General features: G+C 66.3%; 21 protein-coding genes. 3 read left to right on the top strand and 18 right to left on the bottom strand.

The genetic code is table 11. The annotated features are described in order from the left end of the window. Positions 1-25 precede the first annotated feature (25 nt). A complete protein-coding gene (locus HNW77_RS09615) occupies positions 26-433 on the bottom strand; it encodes a MucR family transcriptional regulator (protein WP_172157263.1) in 408 nt (135 codons plus the stop codon). Between the two features lie 93 nt (positions 434-526). Here HNW77_RS09615 and HNW77_RS09610 point away from each other — a divergent pair, with 93 nt between their 5' ends. Then, positions 527-775: a sulfurtransferase TusA family protein gene (locus tag HNW77_RS09610; protein ID WP_172157261.1), complete on the top strand. Its 249-nt coding sequence runs from the start codon at positions 527-529 to the stop codon at positions 773-775. On the opposite strand, the gene rimI is transcribed toward HNW77_RS09610, so the two are convergent. The 13 genes from rimI to hrcA all read right to left on the bottom strand — a co-directional run bounded on the left by rimI (position 756) and on the right by hrcA (position 14,418). Continuing rightward, entirely contained in the window at positions 756-1,199 is a 444-nt protein-coding gene (rimI, locus tag HNW77_RS09605; RefSeq protein WP_172157260.1) for a ribosomal protein S18-alanine N-acetyltransferase, read from the bottom strand. The two genes, HNW77_RS09610 and rimI, sit on opposite strands and share 20 nt — an antisense overlap. Continuing rightward, on the bottom strand, positions 1,189-1,905 hold the full coding sequence (gene tsaB, locus HNW77_RS09600) for a tRNA (adenosine(37)-N6)-threonylcarbamoyltransferase complex dimerization subunit type 1 TsaB (protein ID WP_172157259.1): 717 nt from the start codon (positions 1,903-1,905) through the stop codon (positions 1,189-1,191). The genes rimI and tsaB overlap by 11 nt, the downstream gene beginning before the upstream one ends. 3 nt (positions 1,906-1,908) lie before the next feature. Further along, complete coding sequence (locus HNW77_RS09595) at positions 1,909-2,493, bottom strand: malonic semialdehyde reductase (RefSeq protein ID WP_172157258.1); 585 nt, start codon at positions 2,491-2,493, stop codon at positions 1,909-1,911. Positions 2,494-2,528: 35 nt separating this feature from the next. After that, complete coding sequence (locus tag HNW77_RS09590; RefSeq protein ID WP_172157257.1) at positions 2,529-3,092, bottom strand: NifU family protein; 564 nt, start codon at positions 3,090-3,092, stop codon at positions 2,529-2,531. Between the two features lie 132 nt (positions 3,093-3,224). Next, a complete protein-coding gene (locus tag HNW77_RS09585; RefSeq protein WP_241694387.1) occupies positions 3,225-4,496 on the bottom strand; it encodes an ATP-binding protein in 1,272 nt (423 codons plus the stop codon). A 97-nt stretch (positions 4,497-4,593) separates the two neighbouring features. Beyond that, entirely contained in the window at positions 4,594-5,367 is a 774-nt protein-coding gene (locus tag HNW77_RS09580; RefSeq protein ID WP_172157255.1) for a response regulator, read from the bottom strand. A gap of 239 nt (positions 5,368-5,606) precedes the next feature. Then, entirely contained in the window at positions 5,607-6,830 is a 1,224-nt protein-coding gene (locus HNW77_RS09575; protein ID WP_408886811.1) for a tetratricopeptide repeat protein, read from the bottom strand. A 197-nt stretch (positions 6,831-7,027) separates the two neighbouring features. Then, entirely contained in the window at positions 7,028-7,795 is a 768-nt protein-coding gene (locus tag HNW77_RS09570; RefSeq protein ID WP_172157254.1) for a MotA/TolQ/ExbB proton channel family protein, read from the bottom strand. A gap of 108 nt (positions 7,796-7,903) precedes the next feature. After that, positions 7,904-8,233, bottom strand: coding sequence for a hypothetical protein (locus tag HNW77_RS09565; protein WP_241694384.1), 330 nt, complete (start codon positions 8,231-8,233; stop codon positions 7,904-7,906). A gap of 221 nt (positions 8,234-8,454) precedes the next feature. Further along, positions 8,455-9,586 (bottom strand): peptide chain release factor 2 gene (gene prfB / locus HNW77_RS09560; RefSeq protein WP_172157253.1). Its coding sequence is split into 2 segments (ribosomal slippage): positions 8,455-9,516 and positions 9,518-9,586, totalling 1,131 coding nucleotides; the frame shifts between segments, so codons are not numbered across the junction. Between the two features lie 68 nt (positions 9,587-9,654). Next, positions 9,655-12,219 carry a penicillin-binding protein 1A gene (locus HNW77_RS09555; protein WP_172157252.1) on the bottom strand — a complete coding sequence of 855 codons (2,565 nt, stop codon included), beginning with the start codon at positions 12,217-12,219 and terminating at the stop codon, positions 9,655-9,657. A 120-nt stretch (positions 12,220-12,339) separates the two neighbouring features. Continuing rightward, the gene (locus tag HNW77_RS09550; RefSeq protein ID WP_172157251.1) at positions 12,340-13,227 is read right to left on the bottom strand and encodes an aldo/keto reductase; all 888 of its coding nucleotides are present in this window, start codon (positions 13,225-13,227) and stop codon (positions 12,340-12,342) included. Positions 13,228-13,338: 111 nt separating this feature from the next. Further along, positions 13,339-14,418 (bottom strand): heat-inducible transcriptional repressor HrcA, encoded by a 1,080-nt coding sequence (gene hrcA / locus HNW77_RS09545; RefSeq protein ID WP_172157249.1) that lies wholly within the window; start codon positions 14,416-14,418, stop codon positions 13,339-13,341. Positions 14,419-14,545: 127 nt separating this feature from the next. Here hrcA and rph point away from each other — a divergent pair, with 127 nt between their 5' ends. After that, a complete protein-coding gene (rph, locus tag HNW77_RS09540) occupies positions 14,546-15,274 on the top strand; it encodes a ribonuclease PH (protein ID WP_172157247.1) in 729 nt (242 codons plus the stop codon). Beyond that, a complete protein-coding gene (rdgB, locus tag HNW77_RS09535; protein ID WP_172157245.1) occupies positions 15,271-15,885 on the top strand; it encodes an RdgB/HAM1 family non-canonical purine NTP pyrophosphatase in 615 nt (204 codons plus the stop codon). The genes rph and rdgB overlap by 4 nt, the downstream gene beginning before the upstream one ends. Positions 15,886-16,022: 137 nt before the next feature. On the opposite strand, the gene HNW77_RS09530 is transcribed toward rdgB, so the two are convergent. The 4 genes from HNW77_RS09530 to truB form a co-directional block, all read right to left on the bottom strand. After that, the gene (locus HNW77_RS09530; RefSeq protein ID WP_172157243.1) at positions 16,023-17,441 is read right to left on the bottom strand and encodes an NAD(P)H-dependent flavin oxidoreductase; all 1,419 of its coding nucleotides are present in this window, start codon (positions 17,439-17,441) and stop codon (positions 16,023-16,025) included. Positions 17,442-17,534: 93 nt separating this feature from the next. Next, entirely contained in the window at positions 17,535-19,673 is a 2,139-nt protein-coding gene (pnp, locus tag HNW77_RS09525) for a polyribonucleotide nucleotidyltransferase (RefSeq protein ID WP_172157241.1), read from the bottom strand. A 304-nt stretch (positions 19,674-19,977) separates the two neighbouring features. Next, positions 19,978-20,247, bottom strand: a complete 270-nt coding sequence (gene rpsO, locus HNW77_RS09520; RefSeq protein WP_159263630.1) for a 30S ribosomal protein S15 — start codon at positions 20,245-20,247, stop codon at positions 19,978-19,980. A gap of 24 nt (positions 20,248-20,271) precedes the next feature. After that, complete coding sequence (gene truB, locus HNW77_RS09515; protein ID WP_172157239.1) at positions 20,272-21,192, bottom strand: tRNA pseudouridine(55) synthase TruB; 921 nt, start codon at positions 21,190-21,192, stop codon at positions 20,272-20,274. Positions 21,193-21,432 lie beyond the last annotated feature (240 nt).

The following is a 21,432-nucleotide window of genomic DNA, read 5'->3' as shown; positions in this document are numbered from 1 at the left end:
GTCCATATGACCACCCGGCATGGGGTCAGTCCTCGCGTTGTTTCGTGCCAAGCCCGATCTTGCGGGCCAGGGTGGAGCGGTGGCTGGCGTAGCTTGGCGCCACCATGGGGTAGTCATGCGGCAGGCCCCAGCGCTCGCGGTATTCATCGGGCGTCATGTTATAGGCGGTCTTGAGGTGACGCTTGAGCATCTTGAGCTTCTTCCCGTCCTCGAGGCAGACGATATAGTCAGGGAAGACCGACTTCTTGAGCGGCACCGCGGGCACCGGCTTCTCGGGCACCGGCTCGGCGCGCCCGAGCGAGGCAACAGCCTCGTAGACCTGATGAATCAGATCGGGGAGGGTCTCCGCATCGATTTCATTGCGCGAGACATATGCCGAAACGATTTCGGCAGCGAGTTCGCGCACTTCAACTTCTGCCGCTGCATCAGCCATTAATCTGATCCTGTCACTCTGGAATAATGTTGCATCCTATATAAATAATTCCAGAAGGATCGCAACCGGTCACAGCAGAGGGTTCATGGTAATATGTCTGATATAGAGATGGCGGAACTGGATATCACCCATGAAGTGTGCCCCATGACTTTCGTGCATACGCGTCTGGCCCTTGACAGACTTCCAGCAGGGAAAAAACTGCTGGTCCGCCTGCGCGGCGCGGGTCCGCTGGACAATGTTTCGCGCAGCCTGAAGCTGCTTGGTCATGTCGTGGAAGAAATACAGACAGAAACAGATGGCATAACCCACCAGCTGACCGTGCTCAAATCGCGCGCTTCATGACACAGGCATCGGCGCCATCGGGATAGTAGCGCCGCCTTACCCCCACCACCGCGAATCCCGCCGCGTGGTACAGCCCCAGCGCGGCCACGTTATCATCCGCCACCTCCAGGAACAGGCTTGCCGCCCCTGCGCGCGCGGCCTCGTTCACGCACCGTGCCAGCAGGGCGCGGCCAATGCCCTGCCCCTGCCAGGCGGGGTCCACGGCAAAGGTCAGGATCTCGGCTTCATCCAGCAGGGTGCGGGCCATGATGAAACCTGCATCGGGGGGAACACCCTCACCCTGCGCAAACAGCACGAACACGCCGGGCATGGCCAGCAGGGCCGCCATGGCCTGCGCATCCCACCGATGCACGGGGGGGAAGGCTGCCGCATGGATTCGGGCCAGCAGGCCAGCCTGCCCGGCCAGCGCGGCATTATCCGTCATGGGGTAACGGGGCCGGGCGCAGGCCGGCTGCGGGCAGCCTGGCTTCCGGCGCATCGACATAAAGCGGCTGGGCCGCGCGGGGGGGCAGGTGCGCATGCAGGCGCAGCAGGGCGGCGGCGGCAATGGCCTGCGGGTCGGGTGGCGCATCGGGCAGCAGGTGCAGGCCGTCGCGCCCGCCCGCGGCCTCCATAACCGCCTGCGCGCCATTGCCTGCCAGCAGCAGCGGCCCCGGCGGCAGGGCGAGCGCCTCAAGCATGCAGGCACGGACCTGCCCCGGTGCGGCATCGGTGCCCAATGTTTCAAGAAACACGCGGCCCCGGCGGGCCATGGTGCAGTGCAGGGCCGTAGCGCCGAGCGGAGCGGTCGCCGCACGCAGGGCCGGGGCCATGACCTCGCCGCCGGTCACGCCCACCACCGTGCAGCCCGAACCGGCCGCCAGCCCGTGGGCGAATGCCAGCGAGGCGCGCAGCCCCGTAAACGATCCCGGCCCCACCACCACGCCCGCAAGGTCCGGCATGGCATGGCCCCAGCCACATTGGGCGAACAGTTCGGTGGCCAGCAGCGGAAACTGCTCGGCAGCGCCGCGCCCGGTGGCGATACGGGTGGCGAGCAGGGTGGGCGCGCCCGCCGCATCCGGTGCCAGGCAGGCGATCAGGGCCTGCGCCTGCGCCCCGGTCGCCGCCCCATCCATGACCACAATGCGCATGGGTCAGACAATCACGCAGGCATCATCAAAGCCAAGGCGCGGCGCGCGCGCGGTGTCTGGCGGCCCGTCGCAATACCCCAGGCAGAGCAGGAAATTGGCCTGCCAGCCCTGATCGGCCAGGAAGGCATCTTCCACCATGGCGGCATCAAAACCCGAAAGCGGCAGCGCCGACAGGCCAAGCGCGCGGGCGGCCATGATCATGTAGCCGCCTTGCAGCGTGCCGTTGCGCTGGGCGGTTTCCTCGGCCAGGCCCACATCGGCGGCGAACCACTGGCGCACATGGGCCTGCGGGTTCAGCGTGTCCATGCGATCGAAGAACAGCGGGTCATGCGCCACGATCACCGTAACCGGCGCGGTCATCATGCGCTGCACGTTGCCTGCCGAGAGTGCCGGGCGCAGGCGCTCGCGCGCGCCCTCCGTGGTCAGGAACACGAAGCGCGCGGGGCAGCAGTTGCCCGAGGTCGGCCCAAGGCGCACCAGATCATAAAGCTGGCGCAGCGTATCGGAGCCGACGGGCCGGTCATTCCACGCCACCGGCGTGCGTGCGTTACGGAACAGAAGATCAAGCCCAGCGTCATCAAGCGCCATGAAACATTCCCAAGCTTACGCGCAAGACCTGCCGATCAGGCCTCGACCTGCTCCACCGATACCACTTCCGGCACGTAATGGCGCAGCATGTTCTCGACCCCGTGCTTGAGGGTGGCGCGTGATGACGGGCAACCCGAGCACGCGCCCTGCATGGTCAGGCGCACCACGCCATCGCGGTAGCCACGGAACACGATGTCACCGCCATCGCCCGCCACGGCGGGGCGCACGCGGGTATCGAGCAGTTCCTTGATCTGCTGCACGATTTCCTCATCACCCGGCGCGATCAGGTCTTCAACCACCACGGCTTCGCTTTCCACCACGGGCTGTTCGGTGGCGAGGTAATCGGCCAGCACCGCAAGCACCTGCGGGCGCAGGGCCTCCCACGCGGCGGCATCGGCGCGGGTCACGGCCACGAAGTCATTGCCAAAGAAGACGCGGGCCACGCCATCGAGGTCGAACAGCAGTTCGGCCAGGCGCGAGCGGCCCGCCACGGAATCGGGGCTGATGAAATCCGCCGTCGCCCCGCTGGCCATGATCTCGCGCCCCGGCAGGAACTTCAGGGTGGCGGGATTGGGTGTGTCTTCCGTTTCGATGAACATTGCTCGGTCTTCCAGACATGACGGGAAAGGGGGGACAGGCAAAAGTACTTCCCGGGTCCTGTTATATGATCGACCCGCGCGCAAATCCAACCCCACGCACACGCGCGGCGTGCATTTACGCCCTGTGGCCTATCACGGCATGCGCGGCAGGACAATTTCCGCGCACAACCCGCCCCCCAGCCGGTTGAACAGCCGGAACCGCCCGCCGCCACGCGCCACCTCGCGGCTGACAATGGCGAGCCCCAGCCCCAGCCCGCCCGTGCTGCGCGAGCGCGAGCCCTCCACGCGGTAGAACGGCGTGGTCACGCGGTCGAGTTCGACCTCGGGCAGGCCGGGGCCGTTATCTTCCACGCGGATGCACAGGGCATCTTCCATCAACGTCAGGCTGACATGGGCGTTGCCGCCATAGTTCACGGCATTGTCAATCAGGTTGCCCACCACGCGCTTGAGCGCCAGCGGGCGCACCATGGCCTGCGCCTGGTCGGGGCCGTCATAGGTCACGTTCCGGCCCTGATCGGCCTCGTCATCCACGCGCGTGGCCAGAATGGAGGCCACGTTGACCGAACGCGCGGGCTCGGGGTCCTTCTCGCCTGAAAGATAGGCCAGCACGCCGGTGATCATGGCCTCCATCTCGGTCACGTCGGCCTCGATCTCCTTCTGCGCATTTGCATCTTCCAGAAAGCCCGCGCGCAGGCGCAGACGGGCGAGCGGGGTGCGCAGGTCGTGTGATACGGCGGCAAGGGCTTCGGTGCGGTCGGCGATCAGGCGGTTGATGCGCTCCTGCATGGCGTTGATGGCACGGGCCAGGTAGCGCACCTCACGCGGGCCCTTGTCGGCCAATGGCACCCACCGGCCCGAGCCGACCGTATCGGCCACATCGGCCAGGGCGCGCAGCGGCATGCTCAGCGCTCGCACCAGCATGCCCGCCGCCCCGATGACCGCGCCCGCCAGGATGGCCGCCGAAACGAGCCCGCGGCGCATGTGGTGCGGCTCAAGGATATCGGGGGCGAGAAAGCCCATGTAGCTGCCATCGGGCAGGCGCAGCGTGCCGCGCACATCCGCCGTGCCCATGATGGTGCCCGCAAGGTTGAGCGCATCGCCCTGCAGCACCGGCAGGGTGCCCGCCAGCCGGTCATGCAGCTTGCGCAGCGAGGGCGGCTCGACCTTGAGCGCGCCCTGCTGGCCCTGGTTGCGCCAGTCCACCGTCAGATCGCTGGTGGAGAGCATGGCGGCCAGCACCATGCGCTGCGATGTGGGCGTTGCCGCCAGCACGCGCGCATCGATCACCAGCCGCTCGCCCACCTGTTCAAGCTGGGCGTCGTCTATGGTGTAGGTCTCGGCTTCCTCATAGAAAACGGAACTGCCCACGAACACGAGCGCCACCGCCACGAGCAGCACGAACATGACGCGCCCGACCAGCCCGCGCGGCCATAGCGTGATGCGCCTTGCCGCCTGTGGCACCCGACCGGCCTGCACGCTCCCCTGCCCCGCCACGGCGCGCTCAGACCCGCTCCACCTCAGCGGTGAAGATGTAGCCCATGCCGCGCACGGTGCGGATCAGCCCATCCGAATCCGGCCCCAGCTTGCGCCGCAGGCGGCTGACCAGCACATCCACGCTGCGGTCGGACACATCGCCCAGCCGCGTGCGCGAGAGTTCGAGCAACCGGTCACGCCCGATCACGCGCTGCGGATTGTCAAGAAAACTGGTGAGCAGGTCGTGCTCCGCCCCCGATATCTCGACCGCCATGCCCGAGGGGTCGGTCAGTTCGCGCCGCCGCAGGTCGAGCATCCATCCGCCAAAGCGCACGGTTTCCTTGCGCTGCCGCCCGGCACTTGGCGTGGTCACGCCGCCGCCGCGCCTGCGCAGCACCGCGCGCACGCGGGCGAGCAGTTCCTTCTGGCCAAAGGGCTTGGGCACGTAGTCATCCGCGCCGAGTTCAAGGCCCTGCACGCGGTCGAGTTCCTCGCCCCGGGCGGAGACGATGATGACCGGCACCTCCGTCAGCGGGGCCTCGCCCGGCACCGAGGGATCGGCCTGCGCGCGCAGGCTGCGGCACAGGTCCAGCCCGTTGGTGCCCGGCAGCATCACGTCAAGGATGATGAGATCGGCGGCCTGCGCCTTGAGCGCATCCCACATTTCAGGACCATCCTGCACGCCGCGCACGCGGTAGCCATCGCCCTGCAGGGCACGGACGATCAGGGTGCGCATGCCGGGATCGTCTTCCACCACGAGGATGCGGGCGGGCAGATCGGCTGTGGCGGGTGTCTGTGTCATTCTCTTGGCCATGTTCCGGTTCTGGGGCAGGCATGATGCCCTGCATGCAACAGCGCCCAGCATAGCCAACGCGCGGCATGGGGATAAGGCCAGCGATCATATCATAAAATGTCTGCCCCACATGCAAACGGGGCGCCGGATGATCCGGCGCCCCGTCTGGCAGACAAGCTGTAAAAGATCAGAAGTTTTTGTCTTTCGAAGCTTTTTGAAAAAAGCCTCCCCGAAAACTTCTGTCCTTATCAGTGCGCGGCAGGCGCTGCGTTCAGCTTGAGCACCCAGAACTGCGCGATGTCACGCGCGCCATTGGTGCCTGCCACGCTGTTGAACGTGGTAATGGCAGCCGCCTTCTGGCCCGCTGCCGCCTGCGCAAGCCCATAATGCAGGCGACCGATATTGATGTCGGACGGCCCCTTGGCCAGACCCTGCTGCATCAGCGCCAGACCCTTATCGGCCTGGCCATTGAGCACGTAGTTGTAGCCTGCCGTGAGCATGGCATTGCCGGTTGCGGCCTGGCTGGCCGCCGTGTCGAGGTTGGCCTTGGTGCTCTCGGCACTCTGGGCCACCATTGCCTTCAGCTTCTCGCTGCGCGGGGCGGAGGCGTCATGCCCCACCACGCCGCTGGCATAGCCCTGGTTGATGATGTCGAGCGCAAGCTGCGGCAGGCCCGCCTGCATGGCCAGTTCGGTAATGTCCATATACTCGGCCGAGGTCTTGACCAGACCGGACTCAAGGCGCACGCGGTCGATGTCAAGCCGCAGGCCCGGCGCCATGTTGGGGTTGCTCAGCACGGAATGGACCACCTGCGCCCAGTAATCGGGCTTGGGGTAGTAGGTAGCGAGCATGACGTAGGTCTTGGTCAGCGCCGCGTTGTCCTTGAGCTGCGCCTGGCAGGCGGCGAGCAGCTGGAGCTGGTTCTCGGTGGGCTTGCCGCCTGCCTTGATGGTGTCATCGATCTGGCCCTGCTGCACGCGGGCTGCGTTGGCGAAGTCATGCTGCAGGTAATAGGCCTGGATCAGGATGGTCAGCATCTGCGGGTTCTTGCCACCCGCCTTGATGTATTTCTCGCTCACCGCAACGGCGGTGGGGTAATCCTTGGCGGTGAAGGCCATGCTGCCTTCGGCCAGCGCCATCTGCTCCTTGGTGGCCGCAGGCGTGCGGGGCGAGGCGATCAGCTTGTCATAGGCCGCGATGGCGGCCGGCACGTTGCCCGACTGGGCCGCAACGGCCGCGCGCATCTGGGCGATGGTGTAGGATTCGTAATCGGACTTGCCGCTTACGGCGTCCGCCTCGTCCACATCGGCCATGGCCTGCGGGTATTTCTTGGCGGCAAGGTCGGTCTGGGCCTTCTGCAGCGCCGTGCCCACCTTCTGGCCAAGCTGGTCAGCCGCGTGCGCGCCGTGCATGGGCAGGACGCCCGCCACCGGCAGCGCCATCATGACGCCAGCCAGCAGGCGGCCACGCAGCCGGAACAGCGATTTGGATGTGATGTTTTTCAACTGTGATGTCCTTCCATGAACGGGTCATGGCCCGAATGATCGGCCAGGGCATCACGATGGACCCGTGCGGCCCATCATTCAATCCGCCCCCGACCGCTGGCGCGGCGGCTCCGTGGAGCCGCCGCGCCGTGACATTGAAATCAGGTTACGTGCGGACGGCAGGCTTATTCCGCCGGGTCGTGCGCTTCATGGCGGTAACCGCCAATCAGGATGGACTGCACATCGGCGGCAAAGTTGCGCACCTCGTCAAGCGCGCCCTTGTTGCGGCGCACCAGCATGTTGTAGCCGAGCACCGCGGGCACGGCGGTGCCGAGGCCGATGGCGGTCATGATCAGCGATTCACCCACGGGGCCTGCAACCTTGTCGATCGAGGCCTGGCCCGCGATGCCGATGGCCGTCAGCGCGTGATAGATGCCCCACACGGTGCCGAACAGACCCACGAACGGCGAGGTCGAACCCACGGTGCCGAGGAAGGCAAGGCCGCCCTGCAGGCGGTTCTGGATGAAGTCCACCGAGCGCTGGATGGACATGGTGGTCCAGGAATACAGGTCGATCGTCTCCTGCATCGTGCCTTCGTGGTGCTCGGCGGCGGTAATGCCGGTATCGGCGATGTAGCGGAAGGGCGATGCGGTATCGAGCAGGGCAGCACCCTCCTTGATGTCATGCGCGGGCCAGAACTTGGCCTTCACTTCCTTGGCGGCCTTCATCATGCGGGCCTGCTCGAGGAATTTGGTAATCATGATGTACCAGGTCCCGACAGACATCACGACCATGATGATGAGCACGGTACGGGCGATGAAATCACCATTCGACCACAGCGCGCCCAGGCCGTAGGGATTATCGGCGGCGGCGGCGGGCGTGGCGTAGGCCAGTGCCGAAAAGGCGGTCAGCAGCGCGGCCGCCATGACTGGTTTACGATGCTGTCGGGTCATTTACCTCAAATCCTCTGACGAATAGGGCCATGCTTTAGGCCTGCAACACATTTGATGACTGTTATCTGACCAGTCCGGACGCTGAAAATCAATCCACCTGTATCGTTTTCAGAACAATTCCGGCTGACGGACCCTGTTATCACGCCCGATGACCGGGGCGGGAATGACCGGGGCCACCGGCACGACCATGACCGGGCGCACCGGCGGCGGCGCGGGGGGCACGGGTGGTGGCGGCTCGGGGATGATACGGATCGCGAGCGGCGGCAGGGGGCGGTACGGCTCGGGAAACATGGGCTTGGCCTTGGGCCGCAGCCCGTAGGCCAGCGCCGACACGACAACGACATGGACCAGCACGATCACCCCCGCCACGCGCAGGTACGGCGTGCGCCGTCGCTGCCTGGCGGCATAATCCTTTCCCATGACTTCGTCAGACCACATGCCGCTCCTGTCCAGCCCCTGCGCGGCAACCCGCGCGGGCGCCTGCTGTTCAAATTGCCCTGAGCGGAATTGGGCGTGCTCAGGGGCGCTGTGTCAAGCATCATATAACACAGGTTCGAAACAATTTTCCCTTGGCAGAACAATGCCCAACGCCCACGGCATGAAAAAACCCCGTGGCTCCGGGCCACGGGGTTGCCGGCCTGCACGCCCCGGTTGCGGCGTTACTGCGCCTGGGCGCTGGCTTCCGAGCGGGTGGCCCCCACGCGGGCGGCAAGGGCGGCTGCCATGAAGTCATCGATGTCACCATCCAGAATCGCGTCCGGGTTGGTTTTCTCGACATTGGTGCGCAGGTCTTTCACCAGCTGGTAGGGGGCCAGCACGTAGGAGCGGATCTGGTGCCCCCAGCCGATATCGGTCTTGCTGGCCTCGGTCTGGGCGGCGGCGGCCTCGCGGCGCTGGAGTTCCTGCTCGTACATCCGCGCCTTGAGCATGGTCATGGCGGTGGCGCGGTTGCGGTGCTGCGAGCGGTCAGTCTGGCACGCCACCACGATGCCGGTGGGGATGTGCGTGATGCGGATGGCCGATTCCGTCTTGTTGACGTGCTGGCCACCAGCGCCCGAGGCGCGGAAGGTATCGACCCGGAGGTCGGCCTCGTTGATCTCGATCTCGATCGAGTCATCGACCACCGGATAGACCCACACCGACGCAAACGAGGTCTGCCGCCGTGCCGCGGCATCGAACGGCGAGATGCGAACCAGCCGGTGCACGCCCGCCTCGGTCTTGAGCCAGCCATAGGCGTTGGGGCCGGTGACCTGGATGGTGGCGGACTTGATGCCCGCCTGCTCGCCCTCCGAGCTTTCCATCATGGTGACCTTGTAGCCATGCTGCTCGGCCCAGCGGGTGTACATGCGCAGCAGCATCTCGGCCCAGTCCTGCGCCTCGGTGCCGCCAGCGCCCGCATTGACCTCGAGGTAGCAGTCATTGCTGTCGGCCTCGCCCGAAAGCAGGCTCTCGGTCTCGCGGCGCTTGGCTTCCTCGGCCAGGGCGCGCAGGGTGCCGAGCGCCTCGGCCACCACGGCCTCGTCACCTTCCATTTCAGCGAGTTCGACAAGTTCGATCGTGTCGTTCACATCGGCTTCAAGCCGCTGCACGCCCTCGATCTGGCCAGCCAGCATGGTGCGCTCGCGCATGAGTTTCTGCGCTGCGTCCGAATCGTTCCACAGGTCGGGGTCTTCGGCCCGGTTGTTCAGTTCCGCGAGGCGGTCGATTGCGACATCCCAGTCAAAGATGCCTCCTCAGCAGCGCCACCGACTGCTTGATCTGGTCGTTCAGGGCCTCTGTCTCGGCAGACATGGGCTTGCTCCTTGGTCAACGGTCAACAGTGCGGGCGTGCGCCATGTCACGCCCGGCCATGAACGGCGTCAATACAGCCCGCCCATGCCAATGTCACCCCCGGAAGGCTGCGTGGCGGGTGCGGCCGCAGGGGCTGCGGGGTGGCCTGCCGATGTCGTGCCATCAGGCACGGTGGCGGGGCTGGCGGGCATCGTGGCCATGTCGTTCTCGGAATCGGGCATGTTCTCCGCCCCCGTATCCGCCGCCGTCAGCGCCATGCCCGAGCCCGCGCCCAGGTCCACGCTCTCACCGGGCACCTGGCCGGGCTTGAAGGCATCGATCGCGACCCCCATGCCGGTATCGTAGCGTGCAAGCTGCACGCCATCAGGCACGCGGAAATCAAGCCGGGGGCGGGTGGCGAGTGCGGCCTTCATCACCTGGTTCCAGATCGGGCCTGCGATCACGCCGCCGGTCTCGTTCTTGCCCAGCGACTGCGGCGTGTCGAACCCGATCCACACCACCGTGACCAGATCGGGCGAAAAACCCGCGAACCACGCATCATTGAAGTCCTGGCTGGTGCCGGTCTTGCCGGCTATGGGCCGGTCGATGCCAGCCCCCGCGCGCACGCCCGTGCCCCGGCGCACCACATCCTGCATCATGGCCACGATCTGGGCAGCACTGGTGGCGGAGACGACCTGCGGGCGGGTATCGGCCACCTGCGGGCCGGTGGCGGGCGTGCTGCCGGGCTGCCACCCAATGCCCTCGGGCCGCCACACCACGTTGCCGTTGCGGTCCTTGATGTCATCGATCAGCGTGGGGGTGACCAGCCTGCCGCCATTGGCGATGGTGGCATAGGCGCCCGCCTCCTTCATCACGGTGGTCTCGACCGCGCCAAGGGCCGCGGGCAGCACCAACGGCATGGAATGCACGAGGCCAAGGCCCTGCGCGAGGCTGGCCACGGGCTTCATGCCGATCTGGGCGGCAAGGCGGATGGTGACGAGGTTGCGCGATTCGCGCAGCGCGTCATGCAGGGTGGTGGGGCCCCAGAAATCCTTCTCGTAGTTGTTGGGATGCCACTCGCCGTAGCTGACCGGGGAATCATCGAATTTCTGTGAAGGCGAGATCCCCTGCTCCATCGCCGCCAGATAGACGAACGGCTTGAACGAGGACCCCGGCTGCCGCGCCGCCTGGATGGCGCGGTTGAACTGCGATTCGCGGAACGACCAGCCCCCCACCATGGCCAGCACGCGCCCGGTGCGCACATCGATGGTGGCAAGGGCGCCCTCCACGCGCGGCACCTGGCGGATGGCAACGCCGCTGCCATCGGCCTGGGGCTCGACCAGCACCACGTCCCCCGCCTGCACGCCCTTGCCGGTGCGCATCCATGCCATGTCACGCGCCAGCACCGTGCCGGTATGGGGCATGACGGGATCGCGCCCCTCAAGCCAGCCCACCCGGCCCGTGGCGGCGGACAGCACCACGGCCACCCGCCACTGCTCCAGCATGGCGGCGGGCGCCGTGACATGCGCCAGCGCATTGGCCCAGTCGCCCGCCACGTCAGCGGCCTCGACATGCGCGAACGCGCCCCGCCAGCCGCCATGGGCGCGGTCATAGCGCAGCAGCCCCTCGCGCAAGGCGCCGGTGGCCAGCTGCTGCAGGTGCGAATCCAGCGAGGTATGGACCGAAAGCCCGCCCTCCATGGTGGTGCCGATGCCGTAGCGCTCGATCAGTTCGCGGCGCACTTCCTCGGCAAACCATTCCGAGCCGGGCACGGGGCCGGGGCGGGTGAAGTTGGCGGGCACGAGGGGCTCGAGCTGGGCCGCGCGCGCCTCCTGTGGTGTAATGACCTTGAGGTCGGCCATGCGGTCGAGCACCCAGTTGCGCCGGTTGGTCGCCGCCTGCACGTAGCGGTGCGGGTTGTAGTTGGTGGGTGATTTGGGCAGCGCGCCAAGGAAGGCGGCCTCGGCATTGTCAAGCTGGTCGAGCGGCTTGTTGAAATAGGTCTGGGCGGCGGCACCGATGCCGTAGGCGCCCTCGCCCAGATAGATCTCGTTGAGGTAGATCTCGAGAATCTGCTCCTTGCTCAGCGTCTGCTCCAGCCGCATGGCCAGCAGCGCTTCCTTGATCTTGCGGTCAATCGACACCGCATTCGACCCCAGCAGCATGATGCGCGCGACCTGCTGCGTGATGGTCGAGGCCCCGATGGGGCGGTGCTTGGTGCCGTGCATCATCATGTCGGTGATGCCCGCGCGCAGGATGGCCAGCGGGTCCACGCCGCCATGGCTGAAGAATTTCTGGTCCTCCGCAGCCAGGAAGGCGCTGCGCACGCGCTCGGGTATGGCGCTGTAGGGCACGAAGATGCGCCGCTCGGCGGCGAGTTCGGCCATCACCTGGTCATCACCGGAATACAGGCGGCTCATGACGGGGGGCTGGTAGGTGCGCAGGCCATCGACGGTGGGCAGGCCCTCGCTCAGGCGCTCATATTCATACCAGCCCACAATGCCCGCGCCGCCGCTGCCCAGCAGCAGCACCGCCAGCGTGGTGCCCGCCAGCCAGCGCACCATGCGGTAGCGCGGGCGGCGCGGGCCACCCCCACCGGGGCGGGAGGGTCCATCCATCCGGCCATCGCGGCCTGATCCGTCAGCAAGCGTCATCCGGTGTCCAATAAGGAGAGAAAGGGGCTGTTCTGTGTCGTAAGGCCCCTGTCTAGCATTGTCCCGCGCTGCCGTCGCCCCCGATCCGCCCGAGCCTGGTCCGCCCCTGCCCGCGCCCGCTCAGCCCGCGTTGCGGCTTGCCCATTCGGCCCGGCCGTCATTATCAAGCTGGCGGAATTCCTCATCGCTCAGTTCGATCGCGGCGGCCGCTGCGTTATCGGCCACATGCTCGGGGCTGGACGTGCCGGGAATGGGCAGCATGACCGGCGCGCGGCGCAACAGCCACGCCAGCGCGATCTGGCCGGGCTGCACGCCCTTCTCGCCCGCAAGGCGCGTGAGCACGGTATCACCCCTGGTCAGGCCGCCCGCCGCCAGCGGCGCCCACGGAATGAAGCCGATATTCTCGCGCGTGCAGTAATCGAGCACGTCCTCCGAATAGCGGTTGACGAGGTTGAAGCGGTTCTGCACCGTCGCGACCGGGAAATACAGCCGCGCGCGCTCGATCATCTCCACCGTCACCTCCGACAGGCCCACATGGCGGATCAGGCCCTGCGCGCGCATGGTGGCAATGGCCTCGAACTGCCGCTCGGGCGTGCAGTCGGCCCCCACGCGGTGCAGCTGCCACAGGTCGATGCGCTCCACGCCCAGCCTGCGCAGGCTCATCAGCACGCACTGGCGCAGGTAGTCGGGATTGCCCACGGGCTTCCAGATATCCGGCCCGTGGCGCGTATGGCCGCCCTTGGTGGCAATGAGCATGCCCTCATAGGGGTGCAGCGCCTCGCGGATGAGGTTCTCGCTCACCTCCGGGCCATAGGCATCGGCGGTATCGACAAGATTGATGCCGAGTTCGGGCAGGCGCCTGAGCGTGGCGAGCGCTTTCGCCCGGTCGGCAGGCTCGCCCCATATGCCCGGCCCCGTAATGCGCATGGCCCCGAAGCCGAGCCTTGTCACCTCGATATCGCCCCCGATCATGAAGGACCCGGACTGGCGTGCATCAGGCGTGAACATGGCTTTCTCCCTGCGTGATGGGCATGCCCGCGCCAGTATGGCGGGCGTGCGGTTGGTGCCTGCCCACCATAAGGGCGCGCGGGGGGCGGGGTTGCATGAAGATGCAGCAGCTCAGCCCAGCAGGCGGCCGATCACGCGGGCGGTATAGTCCACCACCGGGATGATGCGGCCATAATTGATACGCGTGGGGCCGATCACGCCAATGGCGCCCACGATGCGGTTGGTGTCGGTGCGCGCGGGTGCCACCACCACCGACATGCCCGCCATGCCGAACAGCCCGCTTTCCGCCCCGATGAAGATGCGCACCCCCTCCGATTCCCGCGCAAGGTCGAGCAGGCGCAGCATGGTCTCCTGCGTTTCCAGCCGCTCGAACAGCATCTGGATGGTGGTCAGGCGCTCGATCTCGGTCACATCGGCCAGAAGGCGCCCCTGCCCGCGGATGAACAGCGTGCCGCCCCGCTCCTCCGCATCGCTCCATGTGGCAAGGCCGCTGGCCACCACGCCTGCCGTCAGGTGGTCGAGCGCGTTGCGATTGGCGGTCATGTCGGTGCTGACCGTCTCGCGCAGGCGGTCGAGCGTCTGGCCCGACAGGTGGGCGTTGAGGTAGTTGCCCGCCTCGACCAGCGCCGAGGGCGGCAGGCCGGGCGGGGTCTCGATCACGCGGTTTTCCACCTGCCCGTCGGCGCTGACCAGGATGACCAGCGCGCGCCCCGGACCAAGGGCCACGAATTCGATATGCTTGATGGTGGAGGAATCACTCTTGGGCGCCATGACCAGCCCCGCCGCCGAGGACAGGCCCGACAGCATGGACGACGCCTGCGCCAGCATGTCCTCCAGCGAGCGGCCCTTGACATCGAGCGTGCCCGCGATGCTCTCGCGCTCCTCCTCGCTCAGGCTGCCGAACTGCAGCAGCCCATCGACAAACAGCCGCACCCCCTTCTCGGTCGGCAGGCGGCCCGCCGAGGCATGGGGCGAGAACAGCAGCCCCGCATCGGTCAGGTCCGCCATGACATTGCGAATCGTGGCGGGCGAGAGCGAAAGCGGCAGGCGCTGCGACAGGGTGCGCGAGCCCATCGGCTCGCCCGTTTCCACATACTGTTCCACGATCTCGCGCAGGATCGCGGCGGAACGCGCATCAAGCCCGGACAGCAGGGCCGGCTGCGATACCGGTGATCGGGTTTCCATCGCCATGCCTCCTTTGCACGCAGTCATCCGCAAGTCTCCATCATAACAGATCCCGCACGCCCGTGCCCACGCGGGACTGGAAATAGGAGTGGATTGCGCGCTATGCCGCCCCCTTACCTTGCGGAGTTGCCCCATGCGCCCATCCGGCCGCGCCCCCGACGCGCTGCGTCCCGTCTTCATCCAGACCGGCTTTGCCCGCCACGCGGAAGGCTCAGCCCTGATCCGCATGGGCGGCACCGAGGTGCTGTGCGCGGCCAGCATCGAGCCGCGCGTGCCCTCCTTCCTGCGTGGCAAGGGGCAGGGCTGGGTCACGGCGGAATACGGCATGCTGCCGCGCGCCACCCATAACCGTGGCCCGCGCGAGGCGGCGCGCGGCAAGCAGAGCGGCCGCACGCAGGAGATCCAGCGCCTGATCGCCCGCGCGCTGCGCGCCGTGGTGGACCTCAAGGCACTGGGCGAGATCTCGATCACGGTGGATTGCGACGTGCTGAACGCCGATGGCGGCACGCGCTGTGCGGCCATTACCGGCGCATGGATCGCGCTGCGCCTGGCGCTGGAAAAGCTGGTGCGTGAGGGCAGGCTGCCCGTTGTTCCGCTCAAGGGGCAGGTCGCGGCCATATCCTGCGGGCTGACCGAGGCGGGCGCCGTGCTCGACCTTGACTATGATGAAGACAGCACGGCCAGCGCCGATGCCAACTTCGTGCTGACCGCCGATGGCGGCATTGTGGAAATTCAGGGCACGGCGGAAAAAGATCCCTTTACCGAGGCACAGTTCAACGCGCTCATGCGCCTGGCCCGCACCGGCACCGCCGAACTGTTCCATATCCAGACCGTAACCGTGAACGAGGCGCTTGCATCATGACCCTCCCCCACCTCAACCGTGGCGATACGCTGGTGCTTGCCACACATAACAGGGGCAAGATTGCCGAATTCGCGGCCCTGCTGGGCGGCTACGGCATCCGCGTCCTCTCCGCGGGCGACCTGTCGCTGCCCGAACCGGACGAGACGGCGGACAGCTTTGCGGGCAATGCCGCCATCAAGGCTGTTGCTGCGGCCAAGGCTGCCAACCTGCCCGCGCTGGCCGATGATTCGGGCTTCTGTGTTGCAGCCCTTGGCGGCGCGCCGGGCATTTTCTCGGCCCGCTGGGCTGGCCCCGCCAAGGACTACCCCGACGCCATGCGCCGCATTCATGAGCAGATGGGCGACAGCCCCGACCGCAGCGCGTGGTTCATTTCCGTGCTGTGCCTGGCCTGGCCCGATGGCCGCACCGAAACCTTCGAGGGCCGGATTGATGGCCACGTCATCTGGCCGCCGCATGGCACCAATGGCCACGGCTATGACCCGCTTTTCGCCCCCGGCACCGGCACCCGCAGCTTTGCCGACATGACGGACGCCGAAAAGAACGCCATCAGCCACCGTGGCCTGGCCTTCGCGCTGTTCAGCGAGGCGTGCCTGCCCAAGGCAGAAGATTAAAAGTTTCTGGGTGCCGCCTTTTTTTAAAAAGGCGGCGTTCCTTGAAGCTTTTTGAAAAAAGCTTCACCAAAAACTTTTGCATTAAAAAAGGCCGGTCCCTTTGAGGCACCGGCCTTTTTTGCGTGATCCGGTCAGGCTCAGCGCCCGGTCATGATCCGCTCAAGCAGTTGCGCCACGGTGGGCACAAAGCCGTTGGCATAGAACGGGTCGGTGGCAAACCGCCACGCATTGGTGCCGCCGAACATGAGGTTGTGGTCGATCACCTCGGCCTGGTCCGGCCCATGGGCGTGGGCGGCATCCTGAAGGGTTTTCTGGATGCAGTAGGAACGCGGGTCTGCCTTATGCCCGTTGGAATAGGCCGGCGGCTTCTGCGACCAGTTGGAAAAGCGGCACTCCGACAGGCAGCCCATGCAGGCCCCCTGGTCGGTCAGGATTTCACGCGCGCGCGGGGGTGAGACGAACACCAGCGTGTTGTCCGGCGTGCGCATGGCCTCGGTGTGGCCTTCTTCCATCCACAGATGCGCGCGCTGCCCATCGGCGGGGGTGACGAATACCTGCCGCCCGCGCGCGCCAATGGCCAGCGCCATGGTGTGCTCGCCAAGGGCTTCGGGCGAGAACGGGATCTGCCGCTCCGAGCGCCCGCGCAGTTCGCGCAGGAAGCTGTTGTTGACGGCGGAGGAGTAGAAACCCGTGGGCGAGAAGCGGTTGAGGAACACATCCCCCTTCTTCAGCGTCAGCAGGCGGTCTTTCCAGGCCTGCGGAATCGGGCTCTCCTGCGTCAGCAGCGGGCGGGTGCCGAACTGGAACACGATCGGCCCGAGTTCGGGGTTGTCGATCCAGTCCTGCCATTCCTCCAGCCACCACACGCCACCGGCCATGATGATGGGGGTCTCATCCAGCCCGAAGGCCCGCATCTGCTTGCGCAGCGCCAGCACGCGGGGGAACGGGTCCTCCGGCGCCAGCGGGTTCTCGGTGTTGGACAGGCCATTATGCCCGCCTGCCCGCCACGGGTCTTCATACACCACGGCGCCCAGCAGTTCGGCGGTCTTGTGATACGACCGCCGCCACAGGGCGTTGAACGCGCGGGCGGATGAGACGATGGGATAGTAATGGATGCCGAATTTCGCCGCGATGTCCGACAGGCGGTACGGCATGCCCGCGCCACAGGTCAGGCCCTGGATCAGGCCCGGAGCGCCTTCGAGCACGCCATTGATGACCCGCTCCGCCCCGCCCATTTCCCACAGGATATTGGCGTGGATGCGGCCCTTGCCACCAGCGATCTCATGCGCGATGCGCGCCTGGGCAATGCCGCCGCGAATGGCGTAATCGACCAGTTCCTCATGGCGCTCGCGCCGGGTCTTGCCGTGATAGACCTGCGGCACGATGTTGCCGTCCGCATCATAGGAGTCAGCATTCACGATCGAGACCGTGCCCGCCCCCCCGGCTGCCGCCCAGTGCCCGGCGGAAACGCCAGTCGAGATCGAGACGCCCTTCCCCCCCTCGACCAGGGGCAGAATATCCGTCCCGCCCATACGGATCGCATTGATCGGCTTCATCACCATTCCATCGTCATGTGTCTACCCGGCCATGGGCGCACGCACGGGCGTCGCGTCATGGCCGGGCTGTCTTGTAGGCCGGAACCCGCGCGCTTAGCGTGCGGCGGGCGCGCGGCCGGGCTTGGCGCCCACGGTCTCGGTGATGTCGGCACCGGTTTCCTGATCAACCACGCGCATGGACAGCTTCACCTTGCCGCGGTCATCAAAGCCCAGAACCTTCACCTTCACCTCGTCACCCTGCTTGACCACGTCCGTCGTCTTGGAGACGCGGCCCTGCGCCAGCTCGGAGATGTGCACCAGACCATCACGCGGGCCGAGGAAGTTGACGAACGCCCCGAAATCGGCGGTCTTGACCACCTTGCCGTTATAGATGTGGCCCACTTCGGGTTCAGCCACGATGCCACGGATCCGCTCGATGGCCTTGGCGGCCTGATCGTCGGAGGACGCGGCAATCATGATCGTGCCGTCATCGTTGATATCGATCTTGGCACCCGAATATTCAACGATCTCACGAATGACTTTACCGCCCTGGCCGATCACATCACGGATCTTTTCCTTCGGCACGGAGATCGTGGTGATCTTCGGCGCGGAGGAGGAGACATCCGTGCGGCCTTCGGTCAATGCCTTGGCCATCTCGCCCAGGATGTGCATGCGGCCCTGACGCGCCTGGCCCAGCGCGATCTTCATGATCTCGGGCGTGATCGACGTGATCTTGATGTCCATCTGCAGCGCGGTCACGCCCTGCTCGGTGCCCGCCACCTTGAAGTCCATGTCGCCAAGGTGATCTTCATCGCCAAGGATGTCGGACAGCACGGCGAAGTCGTCGTCTTCCTTGATCAGGCCCATGGCGATGCCGGCCACCGGGCGCTTGAGCGGCACGCCCGCATCCATCAGCGCAAGCGAGGTGCCGCACACCGTCGCCATCGAGGACGAACCGTTGCTTTCCGTGATCTCGGACACCACACGCATGGTGTACGGGAAGGTGTCCTTGCCCGGCAGCAGCGGGTGGATGGCGCGCCATGCCAGCTTGCCATGACCGATTTCGCGGCGGCCCGGCGAGCCCATGCGCCCGCACTCACCCACCGAGAACGGGGGGAAGTTGTAGTGCAGCATGAAGTTGTTGCGGTACTCGCCTTCCAGCGCGTCCACGATCTGCTCGTCCTGCCCGGTGCCAAGGGTTGCCACCACAAGGGCCTGCGTCTCGCCACGGGTGAACAGGGCGGAGCCATGCGCGCGCGGCAGGATGCCGACTTCGGACACGATCGGGCGGATCGTCTCGAGGTCGCGGCCATCGATGCGGTAGCCGGTGTCGAGCACCTCGGTGCGCACCACGTCGGCCTCGAGATCCTTGATCATCGGCTTGGCGGCATCGGCCTCGGCCTCGCCGATCTTGGCCAGGATCGCCTCACGGGCGGCGGCGACCTTCTTGTAGCGCACCTGCTTGGCGCGTTCCTTGTAGGCCTCGGCGATCAGGGCGCGACCGGCCTTGTCCACCTTCTTGCGCAGCTTGATTTCCTCTGCCGTCGGCTCGGCCAGGTCCCACGGGGCCTTGGCGGCATCTTCGGCAAGGTCGATGATCAGGTCGATCACCGGCTGGAAGGCTTCATGGCCGAACGTCACGGCGCCGAGCATCACGTCCTCGGACAGTTCGACCGCCTCGGACTCGACCATCAGCACGCCTTCGGCAGTACCCGCCACGACCAGGTCAAGCGCGCTGTCCTTGAGCTGCGAGATGGTCGGGTTCAGCACGTATTTGCCATCGGAATAGCCCACGCGCGCCGCACCCACCGGGCCGAAGAACGGAATGCCCGACAGCGTGAGCGCTGCCGAGCAGCCGATCAGCGCCACGACGGCGGGATCGTTTTCCATGTCATGGCTGAGCACGGTGGCCACGACCTGAACCTCGTTGCGGAAGTTCTCGGGGAAGAGCGGGCGCAGCGGGCGGTCGATCAGGCGCGAGTTCAGCACCTCGGCCTCGCTCGGGCGGCCTTCACGCTTGAAGAAGCCACCGGGGATCTTGCCCGCCGCGTAGGCTTTTTCCTGGTAGTTGACCGTGAGCGGGAAGAAGTCCTGCCCCGGCTTGACGCTTTTGGCGCCAACGGCCGTGCACAGCACCACCGTATCGCCATAGGTTACGACCACCGCGCCATCGGCCTGGCGGGCGACCTTGCCCGTTTCCAGCACCAGCGGGCGACCGCCCCATTCCATTTCCTTGCGAAAATAATTGAACATCCAGACAAACCCTGTCCGTTGACTGCCGCAATGCAGGCGGGCCGGACATTGGAACGTATGATGGCAGCGCCTCGGACGGCATGGAGCGATGGCGGCACATACCGCCAGAACACCATGTGGCCTGAAACGCTGCGATCCGGTCCGGACATCTCCGCCGTGGCCTCGGCAGCGTGTTGGTGGCGCCCGTCAGGGGCGCCTGAAAAATGCGGCCCGAAGGGGCACGGCCATGCCGTTGCATGCGCCGTGCCCGCATGGGCCACGCGGGAGAGCAGGCATTATGCCCGCCCAGCCGCGCGGTCGCAAATCAGCGACGCAGGCCGAGGCGCTTGATCAGCGTTTCGTAACGGGCCACGTCCTTGCGCTTGACATAGTCAAGCAGGCGGCGACGGCGGCCAACGAGCATCAGCAGGCCACGGCGGGAATGGAAATCCTTCGCGTGGGTCTTGAGGTGCTCGGTCAGGTTCACGATCCGCTCGGTCAGCAGCGCGACCTGCACTTCCGGCGAGCCGGTATCGGTGGCAGCGTTGCGGTATTCACCAATAAGCGCCGTGCGGCGTTCAGCAGTAATCGACATCATTCTCTCCATTGATCATTCGGTTCACAGCATGCGCACTGATCGGAGCCACCCTTCGACAGGGCGGCACAGCCCGACCACACGCGCCCCGTCCATCGCACGCACGACCCCGCTCCGGGGGTCGGTGTGCTCCGGCATCCGGTCTGCCAGTTGCGCCAGGTCGATCGCCTGGCCAAATGACAGGGCATCCGCTTCCTCACGGGTCAGGGCCAGCGCCGGGATGTCGGCCAGCGCGGTCGCGACCGGAAGGAGCAGATCCGGTGGAGCAGGCGCGTTGTCGGCGCTTGCGACAATTTTGTCCAGCGGAATCGCATGGGATTCATCAAATGGCCCCACGTTCAGCCGCCGCAGCGCCGCCACATGCCCCACCGTGCCGCAGGCCAGCGCAATGTCACGCGCAAGTGCCCGCATGTACACGCCCTTGCCCGATTCCACCTCGAACACGGCCGTATCGGCATCGGGGCGGGCAATCAGCTCGAAACGGTCGATGCGCGCGGGCCTTGGCGCGAGTTCGGGGGCATTGCCCGCGCGCGCCATGTCATACGAGCGCTGGCCGCCTACCTTGAGGGCCGAGAACACCGGCGGCACCTGCATGATGTCGCCCCGAAAGGCGGCAAGGGCGGCCTCGAACGCGGCGTTTTCTGGCCGCACATCCGATGTGGCGGTGACTGTGCCTTCGGCATCATCACTATCGCGCGCCTCGCCGATGCGCAGGGTGAAGTGGTAGCGCTTGGTGCCGTCCATGATGTAGGGCACCGTCTTGGTGGCCTTGCCAAAGGCGATGGGCAGCAGCCCGGTGGCCAGCGGGTCGAGCGTGCCGCCATGGCCCGCCTTGGCGGCATCGAACAGGTAGCGCGCACGGCCCACCACCTGCGTGGAGGTCATGCCCAGGGGCTTGTCGATGATCAGCCAGCCGTCAAGCGGGCGGCCACGTCTGCGTCGCATTGCACGGCACCTTGCATGGAATTGGGGGGTGCCGTGCGTTTAGACGAGGCACGCATGCACGGCAATGCCCCATTCCACCACGGGGGCTGGCTGCCTGCGCCACACATGTTAAAAGAACGGGCGGGCACATGCCTGCCATCCCTCCAGCCTGCTTGGCCATCGGGGCATGGGGTGCCATCTTGCAGCAAACGGATGCATGGTTAACCGTGTGCCACAGTATTTTTCATTCCGCGTCTAGGG

The organism is Komagataeibacter melomenusus (genome assembly GCF_013155395.1).
Taxonomy (GTDB): Bacteria; Pseudomonadota; Alphaproteobacteria; order Acetobacterales; family Acetobacteraceae; genus Komagataeibacter; species Komagataeibacter melomenusus.
This window is presented reverse-complemented; position numbering and strand designations above follow the sequence as displayed.